The sequence below is a fragment of the Brucella thiophenivorans genome (genome assembly GCF_002252445.1).
Lineage (GTDB): Bacteria > Pseudomonadota > Alphaproteobacteria > Rhizobiales > Rhizobiaceae > Brucella > Brucella thiophenivorans.
This window is the reverse complement of the sequence record NZ_NNRJ01000051.1, coordinates 162625-180134: the sequence shown is the minus strand read 5'-3', so window position 1 is coordinate 180134 and position 17510 is coordinate 162625. Positions and strand designations below refer to the sequence as shown.

The window sequence follows — 17510 nt, the reverse complement described above, 5'->3', positions numbered from 1 at the left end:
GCAATCATGACTTGCCGATATTTTCGAGATCGTAAGGTGTCGACTGGTACATCTCATTGATCCAGTTGCCGAACAGCAAATGCGCATGGCCACGCCAGCAATTCTGCGGCTTTTTGCTGACGTCATTATTCGGGAAATAATTCGCTGGCAGTGGTGTTTCCGGTTGAAGCTGAATGTCGCGGAAATATTCATCGGCAAGCGATGTCGTATCATATTCAACATGGTTAAACATATGCAGCGAACGATGCTTCGGGTCTTCCAGCAGGCAAAGCCCGCTTTCCGGGCTGTCGACAAGAACCTTCAGATGGCTATCTAATGGAATGTCGTTCTTGCGCACTTCTGTCCAGCGCGACACGGGAATTGCGAAGTCATCGGAAAAGCCGCGCAGATAAGGTGAAGACGGTACAAGATTTTGTTGGCTGAAAACACCCGACGCTTTGCCCGGCAGATCATATTTTCCCATGCCATGGAAATGATGCACGGCGGCCTGTGCCGCCCAACAAATATTGAGCGTGCGATGAACATGAGTTTGTGTCCAGTCGAAAACCCGCTGCATTTCATCCCAATAGGTCACTTCTTCAAAAGGCATACGCTCAACAGGCGCGCCCGTTATGACAAAACCGTCAAAGCGCTCGTTACGGATATCTTCCCACGGCTGATAAAATGACAGCATGTGATCGGCAGGCGTATGACGTGCAACATGATTGGTAATGCGCACAAGCGTCAGTTCCAACTGCAAGGGCGTTGCCCCCAACAACCGAGCAATCTGTGTTTCGGTCGTCACTTTATTCGGCATTAGATTAAGAAGGCCAATTTTCAGCGGCCTGATATCCTGACGCACCGCGTCCGCCTCACGCATAACCATAACACCCTCGGCTTCGAGAACACTGGTTGCGGGCAGATCATCTGGAATTTTTATAGGCATGCGCGTCAGTCCTTCGTTATGTCAAGGCAGACGCATGTGGCTTTGTCCGTATATTTGCCGGTGGGCCACATCCTTCCTTTTTAGGAAGTACCACCTTGCCCGGAGAGGCAGGTTGGCGTTGGGCGTCGCCCCAACTCTTGATGTGAGATTACTACTACTCAAAGTCTCAGGCGCTGGCAATAGGTCTGTTTATAATAGAATTTTTTCTCAACCGTTCATGAAACGGAAAGAATTGCCTTTGCCATATTCAAGCCGGTTAGCGTTAATTGGAACAAGCCGAGCGTTCTAGCCTTTTCCATTTAAAGTGTGCTTCGATTTGGCTTGTCAGATCTGCATTCTAAGTTCTTTTGACTGAAGCATAATTTTATCCATCCCCGTCTGCTTCAGTCAGATTATGCTCTGACCAAAACCTATGGTACTCTGGTAAAAAATGGGAGGGAAACATGAGCAATATTATATTCTGGATCGCCCTTGTCATTCTGCCGGTTCTGGCGGGAACGGCTTTTGCCTATTTAAGACATATGCGTCATGGGGATGATTTTTAGGGTCTGATCACTCTTTGAAGCTCTCTCAAAAATGGGAAGCAGCTTTGCCAGATAGGTGATAGGCGCTTTAAGATTAGCCTGATAGCTTCGGTTTTTTAAGCGTAACTATAACTTAGATGCGCGATGTATATTTTCGCGCCAACTCAGGTGAACGACTGCAATGAACGGACCGGATACCCCCCATATCCTCGTCGTCGGTGCTGGCTTTGGTGGCCTGCAATTAATCCATGATTTAAAAGGCTCAAATGTTCGCATTACGCTTGTTGATCAGCGTAATCATCACCTTTTCCAGCCCCTGCTCTACCAGGTCGCAACCACAATTCTTGCAACATCGGAAATTGCCTGGCCGATCCGTCATCTCTTTCGAGATCGCAAAGAGGTAACAACCTTGCTTGGTACGGTTGTCGATGTGAACACCGCCGAAAAGACAGTAAAGCTCGAAGACGGCTCTATGCTAGACTATGATATGCTCGTTCTTGCGACCGGCGCACGACACGCTTATTTTGGTAATGATCGCTGGGAAAAGGTGGCTCCTGGTCTCAAGGCACTGGAAGATGCGACGACCATTCGGCGTCGCCTGCTCTTGGCATTTGAGCGCGCCGAACGTGAGACAGATCCTGCAAAGCGACAGGCCTTTTTGACGTTTTCGGTGGTTGGCGGCGGGCCAACTGGAGTAGAATTAGCAGGCATTATTGGCGAATTGGCCAAAGATACGATCTGGCCGGAATTCCGCAATATTGACACAAGGCAGGCACGTATCTTGCTTATCGAAGCTGGTCCGCGTATTCTGGCAGCCTTTCCAGAAGATCTTTCAGCCTATGCGCAAAATGCCTTGCAAAAAATAGGCGTCGATGTTCGCCTTGGCGTGCCAGTGAAAGAAATCACCGAAGACGGCGTAACGGTGGGTGATGAGTTCATTCCTTGCATAACGACGATATGGGCGGCAGGCGTTGCTGCATCACCTGCGGCGGCATGGGTTGGGGCTGAAAGCGACCGAGCAGGCCGCGCGCGCGTTCTGCCTGATCTTACGGTGCCTGGTCACGAGAATATCTTTGTCATTGGGGATACAGCTTGGGTTGATGGACCAGATGGAAAACCTATTCCCGGCATTGCGCCTGCCGCCAAGCAACAAGGAGCCTATGCTGCAAAGGTCATTCGCAGCCGTATATCAGGCAGCGCGGCACCAGCATCATTCCGCTATCGACATCAAGGCAATCTAGCGACCATCGGTCGAGGGGCTGCTGTCGTGGATATGGGAAAGATCAAACTCAAAGGTACGATTGCCTGGTGGGTATGGGGTATCGCCCATATCTTCTTCCTGATCGGCACCCGCAGCCGCGCGGCAGTCGCTTGGAGTTGGCTCTGGACCTTTATATCTGGTCAACATAGCGCTCGTCTCATTACGCAGGGAAAAGCAATCGACGATAACAAATAAAGTGAAACGGCCCGCCAAAAACGGGCCGTTTCCGTTGCCTGAGATATTGGAGCGCATGCCAAAAAGTGTGAAACGGTTTTCGGACAAATATGCGCTTTAAATTATTCTGCTGGCTGCAAGAACCGCTCATCAATCGGGTCTGGTTCAATATCCATTGGTTTACCGTTCATCGCTGCATTGAGACGCTCGGTATCCAGCTCATTTTCCCAGCGTGCAACCACGATTGTTGCAACCGCGTTACCAACCAGATTGGTCAGTGCACGACATTCGGACATGAAGCGGTCAATACCCAAGATCAGAGCCATTCCAGCAACCGGAACCGCAGGAACCACTGAAAGCGTTGCTGCAAGGGTGATGAAGCCTGCGCCGGTGATACCGGCAGCACCCTTCGAGCTCAGCATCGCGACCAGAAGAAGCAAAATCTGATCTGTTAATGATAGTGGAATATCTGTTGCCTGCGCAATGAAGAGTGCCGCGAGCGTCATATAGATATTCGTGCCATCAAGATTGAACGAATATCCGGTCGGAATAACAAGGCCAACAACCGAGCGTTTGCAGCCAGCTTTTTCCATTTTATCCATAAGGCTTGGAAGGGCTGCTTCCGAAGAAGACGTTCCGAGCACCAGTAGCAATTCTTCTTTGATATAGCGGATGAGTGCCAAAATCGAAAAGCCATTATAGCGCGCAACCGAACCCAGCACGACCAGCACAAACAACAATGCCGTGATGTAGAAAGTAGCAATCAGCATCGCCAGATTGGCAATCGAACCGATGCCATATTTGCCGATCGTGAACGCCATCGCGCCAAAGGCACCAATGGGAGCCGCTTTCATCAGGATCGAAACCAGCTTGAAAACAGGCGTTGTCAACATTTGCAGGAAGTCGGTTACTGGCTTGCCCTTTTCGCCGACCATGGCAAGCGAAACACCAAACAGCACAGAGAAAAACAGGACTTGCAGAATATCGCCCGAAGCGAATGCGCCAACGATCGTGGTTGGGATAATATTGGTCAGAAAGCCCATAATCGTCTGCTCATGAGCTTTTTCAGTGTAATTTGCCACAGCCTGCGGATCGAGCGAGGCCGGATCGATGTGCATGCCCGCGCCGGGCTGCACCACATTGGCAACAATAAGGCCGATGACTAGAGCTAGCGTGGAGAAAGTTAGAAAGTAGATCATCGCCTTACCGGCGACGCGTCCGACTTTCTTCATATCGGTCATACCGGCAATACCGGTTGCAACTGTGAGAAAGATCACCGGAGCGATGATCATTTTTACGAGCTTGATAAAGGCATCGCCCAGCGGCTTAAGCTGTGTGCCAAGCTCCGGATAGAAATGTCCAAGCAGAATACCTGCTGCAATAGCAACCAGAACCTGCACATAGAGTTGCTTATAAAGCGGGATTGGGCGGCGTGGTTCAGCCACGGCACCATTTGGTACGGCAATCATGATGTCCTCCATTGGGCTCTATCTGGATTGCGTCCAGCCTCCCGAGCCATTCGTCCTTCAATCAGCAGCCAATGCGGCTGTTCGCATCATGATCTGCAAGCTCCGTGCCAGTTTGATGGAAAATCATAACTCACTGATAGTTATAGTATTTTATTGGAGGCGGGTTAAAAGAACTGCTATTTTGTGCGGTAAGCCGCACATTTATCTTTTCAATCTGTGCGGCATGATGCACAATAAATTCATGTCTGATACATCCAAACAAGTTGCTGATAGCGCGCCCGCTGCTGTTTTTGACCGTCGGATCTGGTGGCTTTTCGGCGTAGTTTTTGCAGTGACTTTTGCGCTTGCATTCTGGCTTGTGGGAAATACCGCGCGGGACAGCGCGCTTTTGACGCTCAGCGGACAAACACGGATCGACTCCAATCTGAACGCCGCACTTTTGCGTGCCGTTCTCGAAAAACAACGCGCTCTTCCCTTGGTGTTAGCCAAGGACAATGAGCTGGCAAATGCGCTGGAGACACAAAGCCCCCCAGCGGTCGATTTGCTTAACCGCAAGTTTGAAGCGCTTGCCGAAGGAACACAGGCTGCCGTTATCTATCTGATCAAGCTCGATGGCGCCGCAATTGCCGCAAGCAACTGGCGTGAGCCCGATAGTTTTGTAGGCAATGACTATACATTTCGCCCCTATTTCAAAGAAGCACTGAAAAATGGCAGCGCCGAATATTTTGCGCTTGGTAATGTCAGCCTGCGCCCCGGCCTTTACATTACGCGCCGGGTTGACGGGAAAAACGGACCGCTTGGCGTTGTTGTCGTCAAGCTTTCGTTTGACCAGCTTGAAAGCGATTGGCGCGAAACAGGACGACCGACATTTGTTGCCGATGATCGCGGCATCGTGTTGATTACAAGCCTGCCATCGTGGCGTTTCATGACAATTGGCGAGTTTCCGCCCAAGCGCGTCGAAGCCATCCGCCGCAGTCTTCAGTTTGGCGATTCACCGCTCAAGCCCCTGCCGCTGACAATCAACCCGCTTGCAGACGACGAAGACGCAGCTCTCGTCGAAGCCATTCTGCCGGGTTCAGCACGCAAAACTGACTTTCTCGCCATTCACTCCGATGTGGATACCACACCGTGGCAAATCTACAGCTTGGCGCCCATGCGTTCGCAGGTGGAAGCAGCCATGCGCGAGGCGCGTTTGATCGCCTTCATCATCCTCGGGGCCATTGCGACATTGGCTGGCATTCTACTCCGTCGCAGACAGCGCGTCGCCGCGCGCATTGCAGATGCGCAGCGCAGGCAGGCTGAACTTGAGCATCGGGTCGACGAGCGAACGCGTGATCTCATCAAGGCGCGTGACCGTCTCGAATCCGAGATCAGCGACCATCATAAAACGGAGACCATGCTGCAAGGCGTACAGCAGGATCTCGTTCACGCCAATCGTCTTGCTATCATGGGACAAGTGGCTGCAGGTGTCGCACATGAAATCAATCAACCCGTGGCAACAATTCGAGCCTATGCCGACAATGCCCGCACCTTCCTAAACCGCAAACAACTGAATGCAGCGACAGAAAATCTCTCGGAAATTGCAGCACTCACCGAGCGCATTGGAACGATCACCGGCGATCTGCGCGCACTTGCGCGAAAAGGCCATAAGCCGTCCGAACCCGTCGCGCTTGCGCAAGTCATCTCCGGTGCACTGGTGTTACTGCGCAGTCGTTTTGCGGGCCGCATGGACCAGCTCGACATCGAACTTCCAGCATCAGAGATATTGGTTGTCGGTCATTCCATACGACTTGAGCAAGTACTTATAAATCTGTTTCAAAACGCACTGGAAGCTGTTGAGAGTAAAGGAAATGATGGGCATATAGAAGTCCGCACCAAAGCGCTCGCAAAGAGTGTCGTACTGACAATCATCGATAATGGTCCGGGTATATCGGAGCATATTCAGGATAATCTTTTCGCGCCGTTTAACACGTCAAAGGAAAAGGGCCTTGGCCTAGGCCTCGTAATCGTCAAGGAAATCCTCACCGATTACGGAGGCAAGATTTCTGTTAAAAGCAGTGCCGAAGGCACCGCATTCCGGGTGGAATTCAAGAAAGCATGATGAATATTCCAGTCATACTTGTCGATGATGACAAGCCACTGCGTCGCGCCACCAGACAGACGCTGGAGCTGGCAGGCTATACCGTTCAGGATTTTGGCAGCGCCAGTGAAGCGCTGGGCGCGATTACAAATTTCTTTGAAGGCGTGATCGTGACGGATGTTCGCATGCCACAGATGGATGGACTGCAACTTTTTGCTCATATTCAGGAAATCGATGCCGATCTTCCGGTTATTCTTATTACCGGCCACGGCGATATTCCGATGGCAGTGGAGGCAATACAGAATGGCGCCTATGATTTTATTGCCAAGCCATTTTCGACGGACAGGCTGGTTCATAGCGTTTTAAGAGCAGGCGAACGGCGAAAGCTCCTGCTTGAAAACCGTAGCCTGCGTCAGCTGGCCGAAGAGGCGCAGACCGATATGCCGCTGATCGGCCAGACGCCAGCCATCGAAAATTTGCGGCGCACAATACGCGATATTGCTGACACTGATGTCGATGTGCTGATTGCTGGCGAAACCGGCAGCGGCAAGGAAGTCGTGGCGCAATTGTTGCACGACTGGGGGAGACGACAAAAAGGTAATTTCGTGGCGCTCAATTGTGGCGCTTTGCCGGAAACCGTCATTGAAAGCGAATTATTCGGCCATGAAGCCGGGGCTTTCACCGGCGCGCAGAAAAAGCGCGTTGGTCGTATAGAACACGCCAGCGGCGGCACGCTGTTTCTTGATGAAATCGAAAGCATGCCGACGGCAACGCAGGTCAAACTCCTGCGTGTTCTGGAAATGCGTGAAATTACGCCGCTTGGGACCAATGAAATACGACCGGTCGATCTTCGTGTGGTCGCGGCTGCAAAAATAGACCTTGGCGATGCGGAACAGCGCGGCAATTTTCGCGAGGATCTTTATTATCGGCTGAATGTCGTAACCCTCACCATTCCACCTCTACGCGAGCGACGCGAAGATATTCCACTGCTGTTCGCGCATTTTCTCGCGCGCGCTACCCGACGTTTCAATCGGGATGCGCCTGATCTGGATGCAACGACATATCGTCATCTTATGAAGCATAACTGGCCGGGTAATGTGCGCGAACTTTTGCATTTTGCCGAACGATTTGCGCTTGGCGTCACAACGCACTCGCGTGCACCCGTTCGCCACGACGATCATGAACCTTTGCCGAAACGTCTGGAGCGTTTTGAAGCCTCACTGATCCGTGAAACGCTGGCAGCGCATAATGGTAATGTTCAAAATACGCTGGAAGCGCTGGGAATCCCGCGCAAGACGTTTTACGACAAAATGCAGCGGCATGGCATCAACAGGGCAGATTATAAGTCTGAAAGCTGAGTTAAAAAATTACGCAACACAACCGCCTGATTATGCTGCTCGTCTTTTGCGCCGTAGAGCAATGTAACATGATTGCTTGTGGTTTGCTGTAAAAGCACATTTACAGCCACTGAATTAGCCTTCAATTCAGCAATATATCTTTGTTGAAACTCCTGCCATTTGGCCGGATCATGCCCGAACCATTTGCGTAGCTCGGTTGTTGGCGCAATATTTTTATCCCAGAGATCAATCGCAGCCTTTTCCTTGGTCATACCACGCGGCCATACGCGATCAACAAGCACGCGAAAGCCGTCACTAGGTTCCGATGCGTCATAAACCCTCTTAATATTAATATCCACCATTCTCTCTTCCGCGCATGCTATGCAAATAAGATAGGCAATCAGAACATCGGAGTAACGTTAAGCGGATAGCATACCATCTATTGATGCAGATTGTGCTGTGTGAAGGCGCTTATAACGACCATCCTTTACGGAAAGCAGCTCTTGATGACTGCCGTGTTCTATGATCTCGCCACCTTCGACAACAAGAATACGATCGGAATTGATAATCGTTGCAAGCCGATGCGCGATCACAAGCGTCGTGCGCCCGATTGATAGATCAGCAAGAGATTGCTGGATAGCCCGTTCGGTTTCTGTGTCCAAGGCAGAAGTTGCTTCATCCAGAATAAGGATCGGCGGGTTCTTGAGGAAAATACGCGCAATCGCCAGACGTTGCTTTTGTCCACCAGACAGTTTCACGCCGCGCTCGCCAATGACCGTCTCGTAGCCATCGGGAAGATTTGCAATCACGCCATCAAGCCGCGCACGGCGCGCAGCATCAATAATCTCTTCATCGCTGGCATCAAGACGACCATAAGCAATGTTCTCGCGGATGGTGCCTGCAAAGAGAAATACGTCCTGACTGACGATACCTATATTTGAGCGCAGCGACTTCAATGTCATGTTGCGAATATCGATGCCATCAACGAGGATTTCACCCTTTGTAACATCGTAGAAACGCGGCAGCATGGAGCAGATAGTGGTCTTTCCTGCACCTGAAGAACCGACAAACGCGATTGTTTCACCGGCTTTGATAGACAAATTGAGGGAACTCAAAATCGGGCGGGCATCACTATAGCCAAAGCTCACATCGCGATATTCAATATCGCCCTTAAGTCGTTCGACTGATTTTGCGTCTGCACGATCTGCAATATCCGGTCGCGTATCGAGAAACTCACAATAGCGCTGAAAACCGGCGATACCCTTGGGGTACGTTTCAATGACCGAATTAATCTTATCGATGGGACGGAAGAAGACATTGACCAGCAAAAGGAAGCCAACAAAGCCGCCAGCCGTCAGTTCGCCATGCACGACAAACCATGCGCCGGCCAGCATGACCACAACCTGCACAAACCGCATCGACAGATACGAAAGCGACATGGAAGCAGCCATAATCTTATAAGCGGCAAGTTTGGTGTTGAGATATTTTTCGTTGCTTTCGGCAAACAGCTTGCGCTCATGATCTTCATTGGTGAAGGCCTGAACAACGCGAATACCACCGACATTTTCTTCAATACGCGCATTGAAGTCGCCAACGCGTCGATAAAGTGCATGCCAATTCGTCGTCATACGCCCACCATAACGCATGGTGACATAGGCACATAGCGGGACGATTAGTGCTGTAATCAGTGCCAATGGCACATGAACCCACATCATAAGCGCAAAAGCACCAATCAGCGTCATGATAGCGATGAATAAATCTTCGGGGCCGTGGTGAGCCACTTCTCCAATTTCTTCCAGATCCTTGGTCAGCCTTGCTACGAGGTGTCCGGTTTTCTGATTATCAAAGAAGCCGAAAGATAGTTTTTGAAGGTGGTCGAAAGCCTTGCGCCGCATCTCGGTTTCAATTTTGATACCGAGCATATGCCCCCAATAGGTCACAACAACCTGCAAAATTGCATTCAATACATAGATCGCTAACAAGCCGATGGCTGCAAATGAAATGATGCCAAGCTCCCCGGTTGGTAGGAGACGATCGATAAAAATCGTAACCGCAATCGGAAATGCAAGTTCTAGAAGTCCTGCTGCCACAGCGCTTGAAAAGTCCAGCATGAACAGGCGGCGATGCGGCCTGTAATAGCTCGAAAAACGTTTCAACAAGTCAGCCATGGCGCGGCTCCTTCAATAGCAATTTGTAGGGTGCCTAACTTATTATGCTCACAAGTGAAAGGATAAAGAGCCAATCTGTTTGAACAAAATCAGCGCTTTAAAACTCAGATATTTCGCTTTTTATTTAGCCAGCCATGAAGCCTGTAGCATCCTTGTGCCAATAGCCTGCAACGAGCGTTTCCTCCCGGCTTTTGCCGAGCGTTTGACGCCAATGCTGGCGGATGACTTTCGCCTGATCTGCCTCGCCGGCAAACCAGCCGAAGCTGTCGGGGCCTTCAGGCCATTCGGCTTCACATAAAACCTCTGTCAGCGTTTCAGCAGCTCGTTTCTGATCGGCATCAATAATCCAATCTACGGAAAACCCTTCCGGATGAACAAGTGGCTGCACATCCTTTTCGCTGTCGACCGCAATCACCACCCTGCCCGTCACGTCAGCCGAAAACTCTTCAAGCATCCGTCCGATTGCCGGCAGACCTGTTGCATCAGCCCCCATAAGATAGCGGCTTGCGTGGCGCAGAGGCCGACCGACTGGCCCCATCAAACCAACCTGATCACCGGGCTTAACGTCTTTTGCCCATTTACAGGCAAGCCCCTCGACTTCGTGAAGATAGAAATCGATCTCCAGCCAACCGACTTCAATATTGAGGTTGCGGATAGTATAAGCGCGGGATGCGGGTTTGCGTGTTTCATCCGGCCAGAATGGCAAGCCATTTGGCCCCATAATGGGCCAGACAGGCTGCGGTACTTGTTCGGTTGGCAAGAGCAGACGTATATGCATGGCACCGAACAGTGCAAAACGCTTGAGGTCTTCACCCGCAAGACGCAACCGCAACATGCGCGGCGTGAACATACTGGACGAAATCACCTGCATCAGACGGAACTGCGGAAGAACCTGCTCTCCTGCCCTGTCTCCCTGCCAAACAATTTCCGGTGCTTCTTCCTTTGTATAAAGTTTGATGGCGACGGCCGCGAGATCTTTAAGGCGATGCAAGCCTGTATCGTCGTCGGCGTGCAGCGCAACACGGTAGCCATGCGTTTTACTATCGATCTCGATACGTCCGAATGAAAAGTCAAATACATGATTGTCGCCGATCGTATCATATTGCGCTTGATAAGAGTTCAGACGATCAACGATGTTGGGTAGATAGATGTCGCCATTTTGCAGGCGAATGCTTGCGTGGCTCAACAATGCGCGGGAAGTTTCAGGAGATGGCTGTGACACGGGCTTTCTCGATCAGTTCTATTTAATTAGGGGATGAAAGCATTGCCGCCTTCATCCCGGAACATTAGCCGCCAATGCGACCAGTGATGGCGATCTTGAAGGTTCTCCCCTTCGCCTGATCAATATCGGCGCTCGTGGCCCAGCCGGTTTGCGCGTCTGTGTAGGCCTTGTCGAAAAGATTATCGACACCAAAATCAAGCTTCACATTATCGTTGACCTGCCAGTTGGCAAATACATTCACGAGGTCAACACGCGGATATACTTTCACGGCACCCGTCGTCAGTGCACGATTGACCTTGCCGACGCTTTCATATTCCACGCCATAGACCAGCTTTTCTTCAAAAGCTTTCAGACCCAGCGTAGCACTGAAATTGTCGAGGGGCGTATTGCTGAGACTATCCCCCTTATAGATGCCGTCCTTCATTTCGGCGTCCGTGTAAGACGCGGCAAGATTGACGTATCCCCACCAGTTGTCATAGGTGCCTTCAAATTCAACGCCGCGCAGACGTGCTGTACCGACATTTTCAGAAGTTGTTACATTGCCGTTTTTCACAGTATTGATATAATCTTTTACATCTGTGTGGAAGAAATTGAGCTTGGCTCGAACCTGATCGCCCGCATCCAGAATACCATCTTGGCTGAGATTCACACCTGCTTCAAACGAGGTGGCTACTTCCGGCTTCAGCAGAAGATTTGGCTCATATCCAGCATTATGTGCACCGTTCTGACGGAACATATCCTGCATATGCGGCACACGATAACCCTGCGAATACAGGCCGTAAAACTGTACGCCGTCCCATGGCGTTACACCGACGCTCAAGCGCGGCGAGACGCGATGGCCGTCAACATTGACGTCTTCCGAAGGCAATAGATTGGTTGCTTTTGTCGTTCCATCAAGCTGGTAGCCATCATAACGCAGTGCACCGATCAGTTCGAGCCACTTCTGGTAGTCGCCCTGCCATTGAAGCACGCCGCCATAGGCCTGCTGATCACCATTACCAAAGTTATCGGTGTCGGATTCGCCGCGCATCTTATAATAATCAAAACCATAAGTGATGGTATGGATCATCGCATCGGTTTCAATTCGCGAGCTATTATAAGCACGGAACCCAGCCGTTGAAACATCATAGAAACGGGTTTTGCCAATATTGGCTTTCGGCCAGATCTGATACTGGTCATTATCCGTATCAGTGTAATAAGCGTTGACAGACAGGTTCCAGAACGGGTTATCTTCCGGCTTATAGGTATAATTGCCCGTATAAGTGCTGACGATCGTATCGGCATCGTAACGCGACAAAGTGCTAGACGTTGAGCCACTGCTGCCTGTCATCACGTCGCTGTACTTCTGGCGCGAATAGCCAAACTTCAACTCATGACCTTCAGCGGGACGTATTGTCACTTTACCCAGACCACTGACGACGCGTTCACCGGTCCAGCGGACCACATCGCCGTCACCATTCTTATAGGCATCACTATCACGGTAATTGAGGTTGCCAATCACATCAAAATTTTCATGGAAGCGATAAGCGCCCACCGTGCTGGTCATCCAGCCTTTGCCGTTGCTTTCATAACGTAGCTTTTCGCTCAAAGCCCATGTTTCGCTGTCGCGTAGGAAATCGCCTGCGTCCTTGGTTTCAAATGCAACCAGACCGCCAATACCGCCGGAGCCATAAGCATTAGAAACAGGGCCACGAATGGCGGTTACCTGCTTAAGCATTTCAGGCTCGATATAGAACGAACCTGAGCCGTGGCCCACGCGCCAATAATCCTGACGCGCACCATCCAGCGTTACAGCGACGCGGCCATATTCCTGTAGACCGCGAATATTGATGGAGGTTGCCGGATCGTCACCATTCAAAGACGCGTGAACCCCGGGCGTCGCTCGAAATAGGTCGGCGGCAGTCGTTGCCTGAATGCGATCAATATCGCGCTGTGTAATGACACTCGTCGATGCCATAGCGTTGATGGCAGCCGCATTTTGGATCGTTGGTGAAATCGTAATCGTGTCGAGCTGTAACGTTTTCTCTTTGCGTTTCGCCTGTTCTTCCGTTTCTTGCGCGCTGACTGGCTGTGTAAGAGCGGAACTCGCTCCAAATAATGTCAAACCAACAATTCCGCCAAGAATTGTCGTCCCCATCAGATACCCCGTACGCCCATGTCTGAATAACATTCCAAACCCCATTCCGCAGTTTATGGCATAATTAAGACGACAAAAAGACTCATATTAATTGAGGCTATATTAATCTTGATATTAAGAGTCAACTTTATCGGCGTGGGGTTGAGGTGTTTTATAATTTTTTAACTCGTGTTTTAAGGGATAATAATCGATTTAAATCGAAGTATGATGCTAAGAAAAACGACGTGGAGTGTTCTTAAGCGACGTATTGGTTAACGCTATACCCGATCTCATCCAATAAATTGAATGCCTGATCATGGCCGCAACTTGCTTATCGCCTTATCACATACTGCTAATCCGACAACACCATCCAATAATTTCAGTAATTTCTGAAAGTTCACTGTAAACATTCGGGGGTTGCTTTTTAAAAATGACTGGTTATTTTCTGCTTCACTTGGAGGAGTGAAGAGCCGCCCCAGCGCGTTTATCGCTGCGGGGCGGTTTCTTTTTTAGCTATTCAAAAATGCATATCTGCATTGCAGCATAGCCTCTTGTAAGTGGAGGGCATCAAACCTATTTTCAAATTGTTCGGTTTCACTCCTCCTCCCAGAAACTGGACACCAAGCGCGGCACTCCTCCTCCCAGTCGCGCTTACCAGATCAGCCCGTTGCACACTCCTCCTCCCAGTGCAGCGGGCGTTCTTGTTTTTAACCCACGATTTTTTGCTTAATCGGTGATTTTGCCGGCAGTAAGCTGCTTGCTCTGTTCCTGAGCGAGAAGCGACCACGCTGCAATAAACATGGCAGCAATCATTGGGCCGACAACGAACCCATTGATTCCAACGAGAGAAATCCCGCCAATCGTTGAAATTAGCACAACGAAGTCTGGCATACGGGTGCCCTTGCCCACCAGTGGTGGACGCAGCAGATTATCAATCAATCCAATCACCAGAACGCCGACAAAAACCAGCGTAATGGTTTGAAGCCACATACCGTTTACGGCAAACCAGATTGCAGCGGGCCCCCAGACGAGAGACGCGCCGACAACGGGCAGCAGCGAAAAGATCGTCATTAGCACGCCCCAGAGCAATGCCGCTTCAATGCCAATCAACCAGAATGTGACGCCACCAATCGTGCCCTGAATAAGCGCAATGATAATATTGCCCTTCACTGTCGCCCGAATGACTGCAGCAAACTTTTCAACAAACTGATTCTTATAATCTTCGCTCAAAGGAATGGCCTGCCGAATCTTTTCGCCAAGTTCCTCGCCATCACGAAACAGGAAGAAAAGCAGATAAATCATAATGCCAAAGCTTATGATGAACTGAAGTGTATTCTGACCAAAGCTGAGCAGACGACTTGCAAAAATCTGACTGCCTTGCAAGATCCCTCCGGTAATACGCGCACGCCATTCGGCAAAAGTCCCCAACTCAAAGCGGATCATCCATTCTTCCAGCGTATCGGGCAAAGCCGCGAGAATGCGGGTAAGATAGTTGTTGAGATCGAATTCGCGCGTGATTAGACGCTGATAGAGCGTATTCCCTTCCTGTGCGAGCAATCCAAAAATGAACAGCGCTGGTAAGATGACCAAACAGAGGCACATCAGCACTGAAAGGAAAGCAGCAAGGTTTTTACGTCCACCCAATAAACGTACGAGTCGTTGCTGGACTGGATAAAAAATCAACGCAAGAATGATGCCCCAGAGTACTGCCGAATAGTACGGTATCAACAGCCAGGCAAAGGCAACCGTCACCAGTGCCAATAGAATATAGAAACTTGCGCGCTGGACAGACATGATCGCTCATCGGTTATTGCAACAGCTGAAAGCTGCCCTGATTTTCGTTGAATTTCAATAGCTCAAGGACACTCTCTCATCAAGCATACAGCATCGGCATGTCATTAATTCACTGGTCGATAAATTAACTCATCCATGATTGTTTACCAAAAAATTAATATTGTTGACAATCCGAGGTATCTGGCGTTCTATCCTTGCACGCTTCTCCCCACAAAACGAGGGAGTGGTGACGAAACAAGGGGAATAGATATGTTTAACAGACGCGCAGTTATCAAGACTGCGGCGCTCGGCGCCGTTTCACTTTTCGCGCTTATTTCCGCAAATGCCTCCCAAGCTGCTGACAAAGAACTCAAGATCGGATTTGTCGGTGTTACGAGTGGTCCAGCGGCTGCATGGGGCACATCAAATGTTCGTTCTATGCAGGTTCGTGCCGACTGGCTTAATGAACTTGGCGGCGTAAAAATTGGCGACGACAATTACAAGATCAAAGTCGTAACCTTCGATGATCAGAAAGATCCCAAGCGCGCCATTGCGGGTATGGAAAAGATGGCTCAGGAAGGCGTCCACTATGTCGTGGGGCCTAATGTGGATGACGGTGCGGCAGCCGTGCGTCCAGTCGCAGAAGCCAAAGGGATCATCTATTTCCCTTATTCCTTCCCAAAAGAGCTTTACACCCCACCCGCATCCAATGCCATTCTTGGCATGATTGCCAATTATCAGTCGGGTCCGGCAATCTATAAATATCTGAAAGAAAACAAGGGCGTTAAAACCGTTGCCTTCGTTGCGGCCAATGAATCCGACCCGTTGAGCCAGCGTGATAGCGGCATCGAAGCTGCTAAGGCGCTTGGCCTTGAAGTGGTTTCCACGAGCGATGCTTATCAGAACGATACGCGTGACTTCACTCCAGTTTTGACTCCAATCATTATGCAAAAGCCGGACCTTCTGGTTCTTTCAGGCGTTGCACCGGGCAATGCACCGCTTTTGATCCGTGCAGCACGTGAACTTGGTTATGAAGGCTTCATTTCCACCGAAACAGCTCAGGATGCCAAGGTTCTCGAAGAAGGCGCCGGAGAGCTCGCAAATGGCTTTATTTCTGTCGGCGGTGCATCCACGCCAGAGATCGCATCAGACGTTATGAAGGAGTTTGTCGATCGTTATACCAAGGCCTATGGCGAATATAATGATGAATCAAACACCAAGGTCTATGCTCTTGAGTACATTATCGAAACGCTGAAAGCTAATCCGGCTGCGGTTGATAATGTTGAAGAGTTCAAGAAGACCGTTGATACATTCTCAGCGCCCAACCCTTATGTGAAGGGCGACGATTCCAAGCTTACATATGTTGGCAACACGTCCTTCACACAGAAGCGCCAGCTTGGCATTCCTATGGTTGTTACTGAATATAAGGACGGCAAGTTCGAAACGCTGTTCGTCGGTCAGGTCGACTAAGCACGAAACTTTGAGAAGCGGGTGCGCGAAACGCCCGCTTCTTCCTCCCAATCGTCATATATCGCCACGGAGACTTTGGCAGGCGCCTCTCTCCGCAGGAGGGAGTTTGCCTTCATGGAACAAGTCATAGTCAACGGGCTGTATCTTGGGTCACAATATGCATTGATTGCGTTGGGTCTTACGCTGATCTTTGCACTCATGAACGTTCTTAATTTTGCGCATGGTCAGATGTATGTGCTCGGCGGATTTGTCACTTACACGATCTACGGCCAGCTTGGCCTGCCTTTTGTTGTCGCACTGTTTGCATCTGCGGCCACGTTGATGATCGTCGGCGCGCTCATTGAAAAGTTTTTATTCAGACCCGTTATCAAGCGAAGTTTGCGCGATGAGAGTACGATGCTGCTCGCAGCTGCGATCGCGTTCTTTCTCGATGCAGTGATTTTGTTGCTTTTTGGCGAAAAACAACGCGGTGTACCGAAGATCATCAATGGCGTCTTTGTCTCAGATTGGCTAATCATCCCTTATGATCGAATTCTGATCGGTGTATTGGCTGTTGTTTTCATTGCAGCTTTTGTTCTTTTCATGCAATTCACCAAACCCGGTCGCGCGATGCGAGCACTTGCGCAGGACCGCGTCGCGGCGCAGTTGATGGGTGTGAATGTTGACCGATATTCTATGATCGGCTTCGCAATGGGGGCGATGCTCGCAGGTTTGGTTGGCGGCTTGTTGGTTGCGATTACCGGAGTTAATTCCGGCATAGGCGGCGCAATCTCGATCAAGGCCTTCATGATGGTGATGATCGGCGGCGCAGGCGTTGTGAGCGGCGCGATAGCTGGCGGTTTCATTCTCGGAATGCTGGAATCTGTCGGTCTCACCGTGCTGCGGCCCTATGGTGACATCACCTACCTCGTAATCTTCGCTGGACTGATGGTCTTCTTAAGCCTGCGTCCGAATGGACTGATGGGTAAACCCTGGGGTTGATGGGAGCAAT

The 17510-nt window shown here is 50.3% G+C and carries 12 protein-coding genes and 1 riboswitch; of the genes, 5 read left to right on the top strand and 7 right to left on the bottom strand.

Going from position 1 to position 17510, the window contains the following annotated elements:
* Positions 1-4: 4 nt before the first annotated feature.
* Complete coding sequence (locus CEV31_RS14890; protein ID WP_094507895.1) at positions 5-925, bottom strand: homoserine O-succinyltransferase; 921 nt, start codon at positions 923-925, stop codon at positions 5-7.
* Positions 926-965: 40 nt separating this feature from the next.
* A riboswitch (SAM-I-IV-variant riboswitch) is annotated at positions 966-1074 on the bottom strand.
* 556 nt (positions 1075-1630) lie between these two features.
* Between CEV31_RS14890 and CEV31_RS14885 the strand changes: the two genes are divergently transcribed.
* Entirely contained in the window at positions 1631-2905 is a 1275-nt protein-coding gene (locus CEV31_RS14885; protein WP_094507893.1) for an NAD(P)/FAD-dependent oxidoreductase, read from the top strand.
* 101 nt (positions 2906-3006) lie between these two features.
* Here the strand turns inward: CEV31_RS14885 and CEV31_RS14880 are convergent, their stop codons facing one another.
* A complete protein-coding gene (locus tag CEV31_RS14880; protein ID WP_094507891.1) occupies positions 3007-4353 on the bottom strand; it encodes a dicarboxylate/amino acid:cation symporter in 1347 nt (448 codons plus the stop codon).
* A 241-nt stretch (positions 4354-4594) separates the two neighbouring features.
* Here CEV31_RS14880 and CEV31_RS14875 point away from each other — a divergent pair, with 241 nt between their 5' ends.
* Complete coding sequence (locus tag CEV31_RS14875; RefSeq protein ID WP_094508562.1) at positions 4595-6454, top strand: sensor histidine kinase; 1860 nt, start codon at positions 4595-4597, stop codon at positions 6452-6454.
* Positions 6451-7791: a sigma-54-dependent transcriptional regulator gene (locus CEV31_RS14870; protein ID WP_094507889.1), complete on the top strand. Its 1341-nt coding sequence runs from the start codon at positions 6451-6453 to the stop codon at positions 7789-7791. The genes CEV31_RS14875 and CEV31_RS14870 overlap by 4 nt, the downstream gene beginning before the upstream one ends.
* Here the strand turns inward: CEV31_RS14870 and CEV31_RS14865 are convergent.
* From CEV31_RS14865 to CEV31_RS14845, 5 genes are all read right to left on the bottom strand, one after another.
* Positions 7773-8132 (bottom strand): DUF488 domain-containing protein, encoded by a 360-nt coding sequence (locus CEV31_RS14865; protein ID WP_094507887.1) that lies wholly within the window; start codon positions 8130-8132, stop codon positions 7773-7775. The two genes, CEV31_RS14870 and CEV31_RS14865, sit on opposite strands and share 19 nt — an antisense overlap.
* 57 nt (positions 8133-8189) lie before the next feature.
* Positions 8190-9938, bottom strand: a complete 1749-nt coding sequence (locus CEV31_RS14860) for an ABC transporter ATP-binding protein (protein WP_094507885.1) — start codon at positions 9936-9938, stop codon at positions 8190-8192.
* A 124-nt stretch (positions 9939-10062) separates the two neighbouring features.
* Positions 10063-11160 (bottom strand): siderophore-interacting protein, encoded by a 1098-nt coding sequence (locus CEV31_RS14855; RefSeq protein ID WP_143850955.1) that lies wholly within the window; start codon positions 11158-11160, stop codon positions 10063-10065.
* A gap of 64 nt (positions 11161-11224) precedes the next feature.
* Positions 11225-13297, bottom strand: coding sequence for a TonB-dependent receptor domain-containing protein (locus tag CEV31_RS14850; protein ID WP_235818119.1), 2073 nt, complete (start codon positions 13295-13297; stop codon positions 11225-11227).
* 705 nt (positions 13298-14002) lie between these two features.
* Positions 14003-15070, bottom strand: coding sequence for an AI-2E family transporter (locus tag CEV31_RS14845; RefSeq protein ID WP_094507879.1), 1068 nt, complete (start codon positions 15068-15070; stop codon positions 14003-14005).
* 249 nt (positions 15071-15319) lie between these two features.
* On the opposite strand from CEV31_RS14845, the gene CEV31_RS14840 reads away from it, so the two are divergent.
* Positions 15320-16519, top strand: a complete 1200-nt coding sequence (locus CEV31_RS14840) for an ABC transporter substrate-binding protein (RefSeq protein ID WP_094508560.1) — start codon at positions 15320-15322, stop codon at positions 16517-16519.
* A gap of 114 nt (positions 16520-16633) precedes the next feature.
* Positions 16634-17500 (top strand): branched-chain amino acid ABC transporter permease, encoded by an 867-nt coding sequence (locus CEV31_RS14835; RefSeq protein WP_094507877.1) that lies wholly within the window; start codon positions 16634-16636, stop codon positions 17498-17500.
* The last annotated feature ends 10 nt before the right edge of the window (positions 17501-17510 follow it).

Coding starts and splice junctions, on each gene's coding strand:
- CEV31_RS14885 (WP_094507893.1), top strand. CDS start 1,631: ATGAACGGACCGGATACCCCCCATATCCTCGTCGTCGGTGCTGGCTTT.
- CEV31_RS14850 (WP_235818119.1), bottom strand. CDS start 13,297: ATGGGGACGACAATTCTTGGCGGAATTGTTGGTTTGACATTATTTGGA.
- CEV31_RS14875 (WP_094508562.1), top strand. CDS start 4,595: ATGTCTGATACATCCAAACAAGTTGCTGATAGCGCGCCCGCTGCTGTT.
- CEV31_RS14845 (WP_094507879.1), bottom strand. CDS start 15,070: ATGTCTGTCCAGCGCGCAAGTTTCTATATTCTATTGGCACTGGTGACG.
- CEV31_RS14890 (WP_094507895.1), bottom strand. CDS start 925: ATGCCTATAAAAATTCCAGATGATCTGCCCGCAACCAGTGTTCTCGAA.
- CEV31_RS14880 (WP_094507891.1), bottom strand. CDS start 4,353: ATGATTGCCGTACCAAATGGTGCCGTGGCTGAACCACGCCGCCCAATC.
- CEV31_RS14835 (WP_094507877.1), top strand. CDS start 16,634: ATGGAACAAGTCATAGTCAACGGGCTGTATCTTGGGTCACAATATGCA.
- CEV31_RS14865 (WP_094507887.1), bottom strand. CDS start 8,132: ATGGTGGATATTAATATTAAGAGGGTTTATGACGCATCGGAACCTAGT.
- CEV31_RS14840 (WP_094508560.1), top strand. CDS start 15,320: ATGTTTAACAGACGCGCAGTTATCAAGACTGCGGCGCTCGGCGCCGTT.
- CEV31_RS14860 (WP_094507885.1), bottom strand. CDS start 9,938: ATGGCTGACTTGTTGAAACGTTTTTCGAGCTATTACAGGCCGCATCGC.
- CEV31_RS14870 (WP_094507889.1), top strand. CDS start 6,451: ATGATGAATATTCCAGTCATACTTGTCGATGATGACAAGCCACTGCGT.